A 12,630-nucleotide genomic window follows, 5' to 3' on the forward strand; every position below is an offset into this window, starting at 1 on the left:
GCTACAGCTCCACTCCCAAAGCCTGAGTAACGCGGAGCGCACTGCTCACACCGTCCTCATGAAAGCCATTGAACCAGTAGGCGCCACAGAAGTGGCTGCGGTTGTGGCCGCCGATTTCGTCATAGCGTTTCTGGGCAGCCACGGCCTCCAGGGTGAACACGGGGTGTGCGTAGTCGAAGCGTTTTATGATGCGCTCCGGATCAATGTCCTGGCTGCGGTTGAGGGTGACACAGAAGGTTTCCGGTGCCTCATCGAAATTCTGCAGTACGTTCATGTTATAGGTCACAGACACAGGCTCGGTGCTGTGTTGCGGTATGAAATAGTTCCACGCCGCCCACGCCCTGCGATTTGATGGCAGTACCGAACTGTCGGTGTGCAACACCACATCATTGCGTTGATAGGTAATGGCACCAAGAATATCCAGTTCTTCGGCGGAAGGATCGGCGATCATGCCAAGGGCCTGGTCGCTGTGGCAGGCAAACACTACCTGGTCAAAGTGGTGGTGCTCATCATTGACGGTGACCACCACATGGTCCGGCTCACGGACGACGGAACTGACCGGGCTGTTCAAATGTGTGCGTTCGCCCAGGCGTTCCATCATCGCATCGACATAGCGCGCGGAGCCGCCGGAAATCACCCGCCAGGTCGGACGATCGTCTACCGACAACATGCCGTGATTATTGAAAAACTGGAGAAAGAATCGGATCGGGAACTGTTCCAGTACAATCTCCGGCGCCGACCAGATCGCGGCCCCCATGGGGACGATGTAGTATTGGCGGAAGTAGCGCGAGTAGCCGTTGCGGTTCAGGTATTCGCCCAGGGTTTCGGTGTCTGCGATGTTGCCAGCGGCCAGGTCTGCCCGGGATTCCTTATTGAAGCGCAGGACCTCCTGGATCATACGAAGGAATGGTAGATTCAGCAGGTTTCTGCGTTGGGCGAACAGGGTGTTCAGGCTGGTGCCGTTGTACTGTAGCCCGGAGGAATGACAGTCAACACTGAAACTCATGTCGCTGACCTCCGACGCAACGCCCAAGCGGTCCATCAGCTTCATGAAATTGGGGTACGTCCAGTCATTGAAGACGATAAAACCGGTGTTGACCGGCCACTCCCGACCACCGGCGGTGACCATCTCTGTGTTGGTGTGGCCTCCGGCATAGTCGCCGGCTTCAAACAGCTCTACATCGTACTTTTCGGATAAGAGCCAGGCCGTGGTAAGGCCTGAGACCCCTGCGCCAATGACTGCAATACGTTGACGTTCGTTACTCATCCATTGGTTTCCTGTTCATTCCTGCTTTTGCGGCTCATGCTGGCGGCCATGCGATCAATCAACCCCTGGGGCAGGGCGCCCAGGGCCTTCAGTGTCCAGGTGAATCGCCTCGGAAAAGCGATTTCGTTCCGGCCTTGACGCAGTCCTTTGACGATACGGCCTGCAGCGTCTTCCGCTGAGACCAGGAACGGCATCGGAAAATCGTTTCTGTCGGTCAGCGGCGTTTTCACAAACCCCGGCGAAACCACCACCACGTCGATGCCTTCGGGCGCCAGATCCGCTCGTAGCGCGTGGGCAAAGTAGGTGAGCGCGGCCTTGGAGGCTCCGTACCCCTCGGCGCGGCCGAAGGGAAACCACCACGCCGATGAGCTGACAATCACCAGCGTCGCCGGTTGGCCCTTCGCGACAGTGCGCCGCAGAGCCGGCAAGGCAATATCCAGACAGCGTGCGGTGCCCACCACGTTGGTGTTTATGTTGTTTTCGATCACAGCGCTGTCGTAGTTGGCGATTTCCAGGTATTCACAGGTGCCGGCGTTGAGGATGGCCATATTCAGGTCACCATGGGTTTCCAGGCTTGCGGCAATACCCTGCAGGTCCTCCTGGCTCGTGGTGTCGGCCCGCGCCGCCACGACTCTCTCCGGCGCCAGCGCGCACAGGCCATCCAGCGCTTCCTGTCGTCTACCGGTGATCACCAAACGGTGCCCCTGGTCTACCAGCGCGTGGGTAACGGCTTCGCCGATCCCTGAACTGGCCCCGGTAATCCAGATGTTGGATGCTGTTCCAAGCCGTTCACTCATCCCGCCTGATTCCTTATCCAACGGATCACGCCACCCAGTAACGGAAGGTTTTCGTAGAGTAACTGGCCGATGTCGAAATAATCCCGATGGGAGAGAACGCGCGCCTCACGAATAACCAACTGACTAATGCCTTCCACCGCAACCGGGTTGCCCTTCCGAATACGCTTGTGTCGGAGGTGCATCACCCAGGGAATGCACACATCCTCGCCGTTGACCACGGGCTCGCCGAAGTCGAAACCGCAGGAAATCACGTTGGCGTAGGCCCCGGAAAAGTATTCTGTCAGTTCACCAATTCCCCGCACGCTCGTGAACGGATCGGTAAATGTCACGTTTTCGCTGTACACGCTGGACAGCTCCGCCATGTTGCCGGCGCAGAGGTTGTTGAAGAGTTGCGTGAAGCGCCCAAGAGTTTCCTGGACGGATGAATTCTGGTTGCCCATTTCGATGACAGAGGCGGTACTCATGAGTGTTTCCTCCTCATGGAATCCAGTTGGCGGGTTTCTTCCTGAATGTGCTCTGGAATAGGATTCATGTCCCAGATGATGCCAAGGCGTGCGAGTAGCCACAGTCCGTACCAGGTCATATCCACCTCGTACCACCGGAATCCCTGGCGCACGGATTGAGGCCAGCGATGGTGGTTGTTGTGCCAGCCTTCGCCCATCGTGATAAGCGCGAGCCAGACGTTGTTCCTGCTGTCGTCGGAAGTCTCGAAACGGCGTTTTCCCCAGACGTGGGACAGGGAATTGATGGACACCGTGGCATGGAACAGCAACACCGTCGATATAAAGAAGCCCCAGGTCAGCAGCTGCAAACCATTGGTGCCCAGGCCGGGCGCCCACGCCGCCAGAGCTTCACCCAAGGCATAAATACCGACCGCGGCTGCCGCCGGTACCAATGAGTCAAAGCGGTTGAGAAAGCGGAGTTCGGGAAATTTCATCCAGTCCTTCACCCGGCGCTCATCCATGGCAAAGCCCGCGTCACAGGTAAACCAGCCAACGTGGGACCACCAGAACCCGCCTTGGTGTGGTGAGTGCAAGTCCTTCTCGTCGTCCGAATGTTGATGGTGGTGCCGATGATGAGCGGCCCACCACAGCGGCCCACGTTGGGCTGCGCTGGCGCCCAGGACGCCGAAGAAAAACTGTGCAACACGGCTGGTCTTGAAGGTTTTGTGGGCAAAGTAGCGATGGTAGAAGCCGGTGATGGCAAACATGCGCACGGCGAAAAAGCCAATTGCAAAGATGACCGCAAAGGTACTGGTGCCCGTGACGATGACCAGCAGACAGGCCAGATGAAGTGCTATAAAGGGAACCACCCTGAGAAAATTGAAAGCCCGCGAGCTTGTGTCGAGGTGATCCGAACCCGCAGCGGAGTCGAACCATCTCAGAATGTTTGTCAGCCAGTGTTGCACTCGGGTCATACCCTGATTGCCCTTTCGTTCGTGGTTTAACCTGTAAAGCCTGGGCGTTGAAGAATCTCAACCAGACGCTTGACGGGTTCTACGTTCCAACAACCGAATTTGGATGCACGTTATACGATGTTTAACCAAACCGATCAGATGCCTGTTATACGCCGGATTGCCATTGTTGGTTCAGGCATGGCCGGCCTGAGTGCAGCACTTCTGCTTCAGGAGCAGAACCATGAAGCGACGATCTTCGAGAAAAGCCGCGGCCCGGGCGGTCGCATGGCCGCAAAGCGTGTTGCGGGTGGCTCCGTGGACATCGGGGCGCAATACTTTACGATCAGGAATCCTGCGTTCTCCGCCTTCCTGAACCGCTATGCCGAAGGCAGTTTCAGGCCGTGGCCCGGGCGGTTTGGTTACCAGACCACCTCCGGGCAATGGGAGCCGTTCCCGCAAGAGACCCGCTACGTCGGCGTTCCCCGGATGACCGCCATCACCCGCGGGTTTTCCACCGCTGCAGACGTCCAGGCGCAAACGCGCATTGATAGCCTGGTTCGCCAGGGTCAACAGTGGTTGCTGAACGATACAGACGGCGAGTCTTATGGTCCCTTTGACGCGGTTATCGTCACGGCACCTCCGGCTCAGACCCGGGATCTGTTCAGCAACAGTGCACTCACAGCGCTCTCGGACCAGATGCAGGGCCACGTTAGCCATATCCAGCCGTGCTGGGCAACCGCTGTCTATTTTCGGCAGGCGCTGGAACAGCCCTATGACGGGATGCGGTGCCAGAACCCGATACTCGACTGGATTGCGAATAACTCGAGCAAACCGGGCAGGGACGATTCCGGCCAGTGGTGGGTTCTCCATGCAACGCCTCAATGGTCTCGGGAGCACGAAAATACCTCGGCGGACAGGGTGTCGGCTGCCATGATTGAGGCGTTTAAGAAGGTAACCGGTGTTACTGTCTGCCCTGACGACTGGATTTCGCACCGGTGGCTTTATGCGAAATCCTCGCCCACGGAGCAACCCGGTTTTCGCTGGTATGGCGACCAGCGCATCGGGCTGGCCGGGGACTGGCTGAGCGGCGGCCGCGTGGAGGGCGCGTTCAACAGTGCCAGTGGCCTGGTCGCGCATATGCTGGCGGACTAAACCCAACTTACTTGCCGGTCAGTACGGTTGGCCGAACGTAGAAGTGGGTGATGGTACCGTCGCTGAACTTGCTGAAGAAGGCGCTGATATCGGTAATCTTGCGCAGGGAACGGGCACGGTTGATCGGATCACGCACCAGTACCTTGATGCCGTTGAAATTGTCCTGGATGTTCGAGAACCGTGCCCGCATGGAGCAGGTCACAACCTCGCCCGGGTCCAGGTCCAGCTCCCGGGCCAGCCAACGGCTGTGATCCTCGATGCCGGCGACAGTGAGATCTTCCCGGGTGTCCAGGTGGTTCAGTTTGGCCCGGTCCACAATGCAGCGTGAATAACTGCCAGACTTTTTCCGCGCCACTTTGCGAAAAGCCTCCCAGAAGAAGCTGTCTGTCAGTTCTGCGAAGTAACGCATGTCGCTCAGGCAGGTATCCACCCAATCAAATATTTCCGGGTCTTCAAGCACTTCGTTGATCGCTTCCCGCAACAGCCAGTCGAAACCCAGGGCCGTCTTGTGGGCGTAGACCTTGCGGTACATCTGGTGGCGGCTGTAGACGAAGTCCTCCAAGGCGCCAAGACCCTTCTGGGTGATGGCCAGGCCGAGCCAGGGCTCGCGCACGTCCCAGCCGAAGCGCAGGTTGCTCAGCAGGTGGTCAAGGTTGAAACCACCGATGGTGACTGAGGAGTGAAAACCGTCCCGAAGCATGTAGTCGGCCCGGTCGGCGTCGATTTCACCGGAGACAATGGACGACATCAGGTCCATCACCAGCCGGGGGGTGTCGGCTTCGCTTAGAACACCGGAGTCCGCGTCGTTACCGGCGATGAAATTCCAGAAGGTGCGTGCGTGGCGGCAGAACGCATCGCTGGGCCGCACATCCGTGGTCTCCATGATGCCGATCACGTCTCTTGGATCGAGGCCGGCGGTCTCAAGGTCAATGGACGACAGCACTTCGTGGGCAACCCTCACGGAATAGTGCTCGTGCTCCAGTTCTTCCGGGCGTTCACTGTGATACACGGAATAGTCGACACCGCTCCAAAGGTCATCAAACCGGTCGGGCCGCGACATAAGGTCGTGGATGCGCCGCGCCTGGGTGAACTGGTGGGAGAAGCTGGAATGTCCGCTGTCGTGCAGCAGGCAGCCCAGGCGGATGGTCTTGGCCAGGTAGTCAATGGCATCAAGCTGGCTGAGGCTAAGGTCTGTCTGGTCGCTGAGCTGGCGTTCCCGCAGGTAGGCGTCGATCATCGAGCGGAACATCCGCGTGCCCACGTGCATCACGCCAATACTGTGAAGGAAGCGTGAGTGGGTCGCCCCCGGGAAAACCAGGCTGAGGATGTCGTTCTGGCAAATGTTGCGCAGGCGCTGGAACAGGGGATGGTCGATAACCTTGATTTCATGCCGGTAAAGCGGAATTCCGCCATGGACCGGGTCCATGATCAGCTTGTCATAAGCCCCGAGCAGGTCATTGACGGCACTTCTCATAGATTACAACCTCCCAAAAACATCAAACATGTCTTGTTATATCACAGGGGCGTGCCAGAATAGGTATCAGAAACCCAATTTCCTGTTTACCGATGGTAGTTTAGGGCAATCGCCATGACATCGCGCACCGAGCGCATTCTTATTATCGATTCGGATGAACGTGCCCGCTCGGAACTGGGTCGATACCTTGAGGCCAGGGGATTCTACGTTACCGGTTATTCGGACCTGGCTTCCGCCCGTTCCCTGTTCGACGATAATATTCCGGACATCATTTTTGCCGACCTGTCGCCGGACGCCATTGGTGAGCTTGCCGGTCGACTGGAAGACGCGGAAACCTTCACCCCCATCGTTGCCTGCTATTCCACCGCAGATGCCTCCGAAATCGTCAATGCGCTGAGAGCGGGCGCGGCCGATATCGTGCTTAAACCCTGTTCCGATGATCGTGGCGCCCTCGATGACGTTATTGGCAAGCTGTTTGATCGGGTGCGTGTGAACCGGCTCAACCAGCTTTACCGCCAGGAACTGGAAGAAGCGAACCGGGACTTGCGGGATGGCATTGCGGAATTACGCGCCGACCAGCGCGCCGGCCGTAAGGTCCAGCTCAGAATGTTGCCAGACCGGGAACAGGTGCTTTCCGGCTTTTCCGTCAATCACCTCATCAAGCCCTCGCTGTTTCTTAGCGGGGATTTCCTGGACTATTTCCGAATAACCGAAGACAAGGTGCTGGTGTATATCGCCGACGTGTCTGGCCACGGTGCCAGCTCAGCGTTCGTAACGGTGTTGCTGAAAAACCTGACCAACCGCCTCCAGCGCAATCTCAGGCGTGGCTCCAGTGATGACATCCTGTTTCCCGATCGTTTCCTTGAGCGGATTAATTCCGAACTGCTCGATACCGGGTTGGGCAAGCATGTAACGGTGTTCGTAGGCATCATATCAACGTCTGACAGGAGCCTTCGCTATTCGGTGGGCGCCCATTTCCCGATGCCGATCCTTTCCCTGGAGGGCGGCAGGACAGAGTTCCTCGAAGGCAGTGGCTTGCCGGTAGGGCTGTTCGAGACGCCGGAATGGGAGGTTTACGAAGTTCCACTGGACAAGCCGTTCCACCTGATTCTTTTCTCAGACGGTATACTGGAGGTCATCAAGGCCAAAAGCCTGGATGAAAAGGAAAAGACACTACTTGAACTCGTCTCGGGAGGTAGTCACACTATTGCTTCCCTGGGCGACGCTCTGAATCTCGACGAGATCACAGAGTTACCTGACGATATTGCTATCGTATCAGTAACGGATACCGATCCTGATACCAATGGCCCGACGTCGACATAGTGGCAGTGGATTCAATGGCTGGTTACAAGATCCTGCAAGCTGAAAAACAGGGCATCTATGTCCTTAAGTTTATTGGAGAAATCCGGCTGAACCTGTGTTCGACGCTGGACAATCTGGTTGAGTCCATTACCCAGGATCCTGACTTCAAGACGGTGGTTATTGATCTTACCGAAACCGAGATCATCGACAGCACCACCCTTGGGCTGCTGGCCAAGATTGCCATGGCTGCCCAGAAACGCAGTAATTTCCTGCCCACGATGATATCCACCAACCCTGATATAACCCGAATCATCACCTCCATGGGTTTCGACAAGATTTTCATCATTGTTCGCGAGCCTGCGTCCCGCATCGAAGAACTGGAAGAAATCCCCGTATTGCGCGCGAGCGAGCAGCAGGTCAGGGATAAGGTGTTGGAAGCCCACCGTGTGCTGATGGGCCTGAACAGCCGTAACCGGGAAGAATTCAAGAACCTGGTGCGTGCCCTGGAATGCGAAGAGTCCGGCTGAGCCCGGGGTCATCACTGCGTTCTCCATTCCTGCCGGCCGTTTACCGGGCTGAACCATAAAACATAACGGAACGACTATGCCTGAGAAAAATAACCGTGGGCCCACCGACGTTTCCCAGACCGGCCATGATGTAGCGGTTCTCGGCGGTGGCAGTTTCGGTTCTGCCATGGCCAAAGTGCTGGGGGAGAATGGCCATACCGTCCATTTCTGGATGAGGGACGAAGCCCAGGCGGATGAAATCCGCAACACCGGTATCAACAGCCGCTATATGCCGGATGTCACCCTAACTGGTGATATTCAACCGACTACCAGCCTGCCGGAAGCGGTCGGTAAGGCTGAAATTGTCTTTGTGGCCATTCCCAGCAAAGCCTTCCGCTCCGTCATTCGTGAAAACAGCTCTGAGTTCCGGGAAGGGCAGATCGTTGTCAGCCTGACCAAGGGCATCGAAGAGCATGGCTTCAAGCTGATGAGCGAAATCCTTCAGGAAGAAATTCCGCGTTCCCGCATTGGTGTGCTCAGCGGTCCCAATCTGGCTGGTGAAATCGTCAGTCAGGACCTCACGGCAACCGTTATCGCAGCCAAGGACCCTGACGTGCGCCGCACGGTTCAGGAACTGCTTGGCTGCGAATATCTGCGGGTCTACGCCAATGTGGATGTGTATGGCGTCGAGCTGGCCGGTGCACTGAAGAATATCTACGCCATCGTTGCCGGGCTGGCGTCAGCGCGGAATCTGGGAGAAAACGCCAAAGCGATGCTGATTACCCGCGGGCTGGCGGAAATGAGCCGGTTTGCGGTCAGCCTGGGGGCCAACCCCATGACGTTTATGGGCCTTGCGGGGGTAGGGGATCTTATCGTGACCTGTACGTCTCCGAAAAGCAGGAACTACCGTGTTGGTTACGCCGTAGGTAACGGCCAGGCGCTGGATGAGGCGGTCTCGGAGTTGGGCCAGGTGGCCGAGGGCATCTATACCCTGAAACTGGTCAAGGAGAAATCCGAGGCGATTGGTATCTACATGCCTTTGGTTCGAGGGCTCTATGAGATTCTTTACGATGGCGCCTCCATCAGTGCAGTGATCAACAGTCTGATGATGTCGGTCCAGAATTCAGATGTGGAATTCATTCTTCCACGAACCATCAGTCAGTAAGGTTCGGGTTAGCCGGAGGGAAAGCCAGTGCACTTGATCGTCATGCGCCATGGTGAGGCCGGTTGGCACACTCTCGACAGGGAGCGTGAGCTGACGGAGTTTGGTCGCCACGGGGTGGCGGACGTAGCCGCTCAGATTGCGGAGTCGCCCTGGCGCCCTGAATTTATTTGGTGCAGCCCATTGGTCAGGGCCCGGCAAACCGCTGCGATTGCGTCTGAGATTCTGAATTGCCCGGTCACGGAAAAGGATTATATTACGCCGGATGATGATCCCGGCCGTTGTCTGGATGAGTTGATCGAATCCGCTCCCTCTCCGTTATTGCTGATTTCTCATATGCCCTTTGTTGGCAGCCTTTCGACACTCCTGGTGGATGGTCATCGTAAGGGCATCCCCTTTATGACCGCTCAGGCAGTGGTTCTCGAAATGCCCGTAGCGGGTCCGGGCTGCGCCGACTTGCGGGCACAATTCCTACCCTGAAATCTCTCATAAGACCTTTAAAATCGGTGCCCCAGCGCCCATAGTTTCTGTGAAACCACACAGGAATAACCTTTATGAGCCAGAAGCCCGAGACAATTGCGCAACAAGTGGAAAGTGCACAGGCTCCCGGAAAAGGCCTGCCACCGCTCGAAACATGGAACCCGGAGCTGTCCGGAGACATTGATATCGTGATTGCCCGTGACGGGCAGTGGCTGTATCAGGGCAAGCCCATCGGCCGGGACGCCATTGTTAAGCTGTTCTCGACGATTCTGCGGCAGGAAAGTGACGGGCACCATTATCTGGTGACGCCGGTTGAGAAGTGGCGGATCACTGTCGAAGATACGGCCATTCTTGCTCATTCTCTTGAAGTCTCTGGCAGTGGAAAGGATCAGGTTCTGTCAGTAACTACCAACACAGGAGAGACACTGTTAGTTGGGGACGAGCACCCTCTGCACATTGGGGTTTATGAAGGAACCAACGAACCACGCCCGGTCATCGGTTTACGCCACGGTGTGGAGGCAAGGCTGGTAACGGCCGCTTATTACGATCTGGCCGACCGGGTGACTGAAGAAAGTTCCGGAGAAGATACCGTTATAGGTGTCTGGAGTAGCGGAAATTTCTATAAAATTGCCGATAACGGTTGAATTACCAGCCGCCGTCCCAACTAACTCACGGTAGAAAACGCAGTCTGACACTTGTTAAACTGTATTTTCGAACTTGTTACCGAGCCTGGCTCTCTAACGAGGCCCGGTGGTCGTAAGTCCCTCTGTGCAGTCTGGCTGTTCAAGATCACTTTCGATTGCCCAAATTTACATCAAACAGTCATTGCGACACGCAAGGAGATCACATGGCCCAACCTCGTGTTGTCACCATCCACTACACGCTCACCAACGACCAGGGAGAAGAGCTGGACTCCTCCCGTGTAGAAGGTCGCGAGCCTCTGTCCTATCTGGAAGGTGCTCAGAACATTATCGGCGGACTGGAAAATGCGCTGAACGAAAAGAACGCTGGCGATCAGGTTAAAGTATCTGTTGAGCCGGGTGAAGGTTACGGCGAAGTCAACGAAGAACTGGTCCAGCCGGTCCCACGTTCTGCGTTTGAAGGTGTCGACACCATCGAGCCGGGCATGCAGTTCCAGGCACAGACTCCGGGTGGCCCCCAGGTCGTTCGTGTCGTGGAAGTAGGCGACGAAACCGTCACCATCGATGCCAACCACCCGCTGGCAGGCCAGACCCTGCACTTCGACGTGGAAGTGGTTGAAGCGCGCGAAGCAACTGACGAAGAGCAAGAGCACGGTCACGCTCACTGATCTCGTCATAGTTGTTCATAAAAAAACGGCCCCTGTTGGGGCCGTTTTTTTTGCTATCCAGAACTATTTACATGTTCGGATAGTTCGGACCACCGCCACCTTCCGGCGTCACCCAGGTGATGTTCTGGGCCGGGTCCTTGATGTCGCAGGTTTTGCAGTGAACGCAGTTCTGCGCGTTGATCTGGAACTTCTTGCCACTGCCGTCATCCGCTTCAACCACTTCGTACACGCCGGCCGGGCAGTAGCGCTGCGCAGGCTCGTTGTACTTCGGCAGGTTATCCTTAATTGGGATGTCCGGGTTGGACAGCTTCAGGTGAACCGGCTGATCTTCCTCATGGTTGGTGTTGGAGATAAACACAGAGGACAGCTTGTCGAAGGTCAGTTTGTTATCCGGCTTCGGATAATCGATCTTCTTGGCCTGGTCCGCAGGCTTTAGCGTGGCATAGTCGGGAGTCGTGTCGTGGAACGTAAACGGCAGACTGCTCCGAAGAATGTTCTGCTCGAAGTAGGCAATCGCGCCGCCCACGAAGTTACCGAACTTGTGCATGCCCGGGCTGAAGTTGCGCTCGGCATACAGCTCTTTATAGAGCCAGCTATCCTTGAAGCGATCTTCGAAACTGGTGATCTCCTCACCGCTCTTGCCGTCCTTCAACGCCTCAAACACTGCCTCTGCGCCCAGCAGGCCGGATTTCATGGCGGTGTGGGAGCCCTTGATCTTGGAACTGTTCAGGGTGCCGGCGTCACAGCCCAGCAGCAGGCCGCCCGGGAAGCTCATCTTCGGCAGGGAGTTGAAGCCACCTTTGGTGATGGCGCGGGCGCCATAGGCCACTCGCTTGCCGCCTTCCAGGTGTTTCTTGATCTCCGGATGCAGCTTCAGGCGCTGGAACTCGTCGAACGGGCTCATGTGCGGGTTGCTGTAGGACAGATCGCTGATCAGGCCAACGTATACCTGGCCGTTTTCCAGATGGTAAAGGAAGGAGCCACCGGTAGAGCCGGATTCGTTCAACGGCCAGCCAGTTGTGTGGATAACCAGGCCTGGCTCATGCTTGGCCGGATCGATGTCCCACAATTCCTTGATACCAATACCGTAGTGCTGAGGGTCTTTGCCTTCGTCAAGCTTGAAATCGTTGATCAGGCGCTTGCCCAGGTGACCACGGCAGCCTTCGGTAAACAGGGTGTACTTGGCACGTAGTTCCATGCCCGGCATGAAGCCGTCTTTTTCGGAGCCGTCACGGGCCACACCCATATCGCCGGTGACAATGCCCTTGACCTGGCCATCTTCTACGATGGTTTCGGAAGCGGCAAAACCGGGATACACCTCAACGCCCAGGCCTTCGGCCTGCTCGGCCAGCCAGCGGCACAGGTTGCCCAGGCTGATGATGTAGTTGCCGTGGTTGTGCATGTTCTTGGGCACAAAGGCGTTTGGAATCTTGATGGCGCCTTCCTGGTTCTTTAGCAGGAAAATGTCATCACGGGTGACCGGCGTGTTCAGCGGTGCGCCTTTCTCTTTCCAGTCCGGGAACAGCTCGTTGAGGGCCGTGGGCTCAAACACTGTGCCAGCCATGATGTGGGCGCCGATCTCGGACCCCTTCTCAACGACGCAGACGGTCAGTTCCTGCTCGGCTTCCTGGGCCATCTGCATGACACGACAGGCTGCCGAGAGGCCAGCCGGCCCACCGCCGACGATCAGAACATCAAATTCCATCGATTCGCGTTCCACGTTGGTCTCCTCATCTGTTTTATAGTGATGCCAACAGGCAAATTCTTAGGGGCGTCATCATACCG

At 56.8% G+C, this 12,630-nt stretch carries 13 protein-coding genes; 7 read left to right on the plus strand and 6 right to left on the minus strand.

Going from position 1 to position 12,630, the window contains the following annotated elements:
• Position 1: 1 nt before the first annotated feature.
• Genes B2590_RS18415 through B2590_RS18430 form a run of 4 tightly spaced genes read right to left on the minus strand, consistent with a single transcriptional unit; the run spans position 2 to position 3,481 of the window.
• Complete coding sequence (locus B2590_RS18415) at positions 2-1,267, minus strand: NAD(P)/FAD-dependent oxidoreductase (RefSeq protein ID WP_286810019.1); 1,266 nt, start codon at positions 1,265-1,267, stop codon at positions 2-4.
• Positions 1,264-2,064 carry an SDR family NAD(P)-dependent oxidoreductase gene (locus B2590_RS18420; protein ID WP_286810018.1) on the minus strand — a complete coding sequence of 267 codons (801 nt, stop codon included), beginning with the start codon at positions 2,062-2,064 and terminating at the stop codon, positions 1,264-1,266. The genes B2590_RS18415 and B2590_RS18420 overlap by 4 nt, the downstream gene beginning before the upstream one ends.
• Positions 2,061-2,528, minus strand: a complete 468-nt coding sequence (locus B2590_RS18425) for a nuclear transport factor 2 family protein (protein WP_286810017.1) — start codon at positions 2,526-2,528, stop codon at positions 2,061-2,063. The genes B2590_RS18420 and B2590_RS18425 overlap by 4 nt, the downstream gene beginning before the upstream one ends.
• On the minus strand, positions 2,525-3,481 hold the full coding sequence (locus tag B2590_RS18430; protein WP_075195778.1) for an acyl-CoA desaturase: 957 nt from the start codon (positions 3,479-3,481) through the stop codon (positions 2,525-2,527). The genes B2590_RS18425 and B2590_RS18430 overlap by 4 nt, the downstream gene beginning before the upstream one ends.
• 117 nt (positions 3,482-3,598) lie before the next feature.
• On the opposite strand from B2590_RS18430, the gene B2590_RS18435 reads away from it, so the two are divergent.
• On the plus strand, positions 3,599-4,612 hold the full coding sequence (locus B2590_RS18435; RefSeq protein WP_286810016.1) for an NAD(P)/FAD-dependent oxidoreductase: 1,014 nt from the start codon (positions 3,599-3,601) through the stop codon (positions 4,610-4,612).
• A 7-nt stretch (positions 4,613-4,619) separates the two neighbouring features.
• On the opposite strand, the gene B2590_RS18440 is transcribed toward B2590_RS18435, so the two are convergent.
• Positions 4,620-6,086, minus strand: coding sequence for an HD domain-containing protein (locus B2590_RS18440; protein WP_036207414.1), 1,467 nt, complete (start codon positions 6,084-6,086; stop codon positions 4,620-4,622).
• A 114-nt stretch (positions 6,087-6,200) separates the two neighbouring features.
• Here B2590_RS18440 and B2590_RS18445 point away from each other — a divergent pair, with 114 nt between their 5' ends.
• From B2590_RS18445 to B2590_RS18470, 6 genes are all read left to right on the plus strand, one after another.
• Complete coding sequence (locus tag B2590_RS18445; RefSeq protein WP_085680588.1) at positions 6,201-7,409, plus strand: PP2C family protein-serine/threonine phosphatase; 1,209 nt, start codon at positions 6,201-6,203, stop codon at positions 7,407-7,409.
• Positions 7,410-7,423: 14 nt separating this feature from the next.
• Positions 7,424-7,915, plus strand: a complete 492-nt coding sequence (locus B2590_RS18450; RefSeq protein WP_036207409.1) for an STAS domain-containing protein — start codon at positions 7,424-7,426, stop codon at positions 7,913-7,915.
• 76 nt (positions 7,916-7,991) lie between these two features.
• The gene (locus B2590_RS18455; protein ID WP_286810015.1) at positions 7,992-9,059 is read left to right on the plus strand and encodes an NAD(P)H-dependent glycerol-3-phosphate dehydrogenase; all 1,068 of its coding nucleotides are present in this window, start codon (positions 7,992-7,994) and stop codon (positions 9,057-9,059) included.
• A 27-nt stretch (positions 9,060-9,086) separates the two neighbouring features.
• Entirely contained in the window at positions 9,087-9,536 is a 450-nt protein-coding gene (locus B2590_RS18460; protein ID WP_036207403.1) for a SixA phosphatase family protein, read from the plus strand.
• Positions 9,537-9,610: 74 nt separating this feature from the next.
• Complete coding sequence (locus B2590_RS18465; protein ID WP_041333372.1) at positions 9,611-10,180, plus strand: DUF1285 domain-containing protein; 570 nt, start codon at positions 9,611-9,613, stop codon at positions 10,178-10,180.
• A 203-nt stretch (positions 10,181-10,383) separates the two neighbouring features.
• Positions 10,384-10,845, plus strand: coding sequence for an FKBP-type peptidyl-prolyl cis-trans isomerase (locus tag B2590_RS18470; RefSeq protein WP_007152117.1), 462 nt, complete (start codon positions 10,384-10,386; stop codon positions 10,843-10,845).
• Positions 10,846-10,912: 67 nt separating this feature from the next.
• Here B2590_RS18470 and B2590_RS18475 read toward each other — a convergent pair whose 3' ends face one another.
• Positions 10,913-12,565, minus strand: coding sequence for an electron transfer flavoprotein-ubiquinone oxidoreductase (locus B2590_RS18475; protein WP_286810014.1), 1,653 nt, complete (start codon positions 12,563-12,565; stop codon positions 10,913-10,915).
• Positions 12,566-12,630: the final 65 nt, after the last annotated feature.

Source organism: Marinobacter sp. UBA3604 (assembly GCF_002375325.1).
GTDB classification, from domain to species: Bacteria; Pseudomonadota; Gammaproteobacteria; order Pseudomonadales; family Oleiphilaceae; genus Marinobacter; species Marinobacter salarius.

Bases quoted from the DNA above. Each gene is read 5' to 3' on its own strand.
- B2590_RS18445 (WP_085680588.1), top strand. From the start codon at position 6,201: ATGACATCGCGCACCGAGCGCATTCTTATTATCGATTCGGATGAACGT.
- B2590_RS18450 (WP_036207409.1), top strand. From the start codon at position 7,424: ATGGCTGGTTACAAGATCCTGCAAGCTGAAAAACAGGGCATCTATGTC.
- B2590_RS18455 (WP_286810015.1), top strand. From the start codon at position 7,992: ATGCCTGAGAAAAATAACCGTGGGCCCACCGACGTTTCCCAGACCGGC.
- B2590_RS18440 (WP_036207414.1), bottom strand. From the start codon at position 6,086: ATGAGAAGTGCCGTCAATGACCTGCTCGGGGCTTATGACAAGCTGATC.
- B2590_RS18435 (WP_286810016.1), top strand. From the start codon at position 3,599: ATGTTTAACCAAACCGATCAGATGCCTGTTATACGCCGGATTGCCATT.
- B2590_RS18425 (WP_286810017.1), bottom strand. From the start codon at position 2,528: ATGAGTACCGCCTCTGTCATCGAAATGGGCAACCAGAATTCATCCGTC.
- B2590_RS18420 (WP_286810018.1), bottom strand. From the start codon at position 2,064: ATGAGTGAACGGCTTGGAACAGCATCCAACATCTGGATTACCGGGGCC.
- B2590_RS18470 (WP_007152117.1), top strand. From the start codon at position 10,384: ATGGCCCAACCTCGTGTTGTCACCATCCACTACACGCTCACCAACGAC.
- B2590_RS18430 (WP_075195778.1), bottom strand. From the start codon at position 3,481: ATGACCCGAGTGCAACACTGGCTGACAAACATTCTGAGATGGTTCGAC.
- B2590_RS18465 (WP_041333372.1), top strand. From the start codon at position 9,611: ATGAGCCAGAAGCCCGAGACAATTGCGCAACAAGTGGAAAGTGCACAG.
- B2590_RS18415 (WP_286810019.1), bottom strand. From the start codon at position 1,267: ATGAGTAACGAACGTCAACGTATTGCAGTCATTGGCGCAGGGGTCTCA.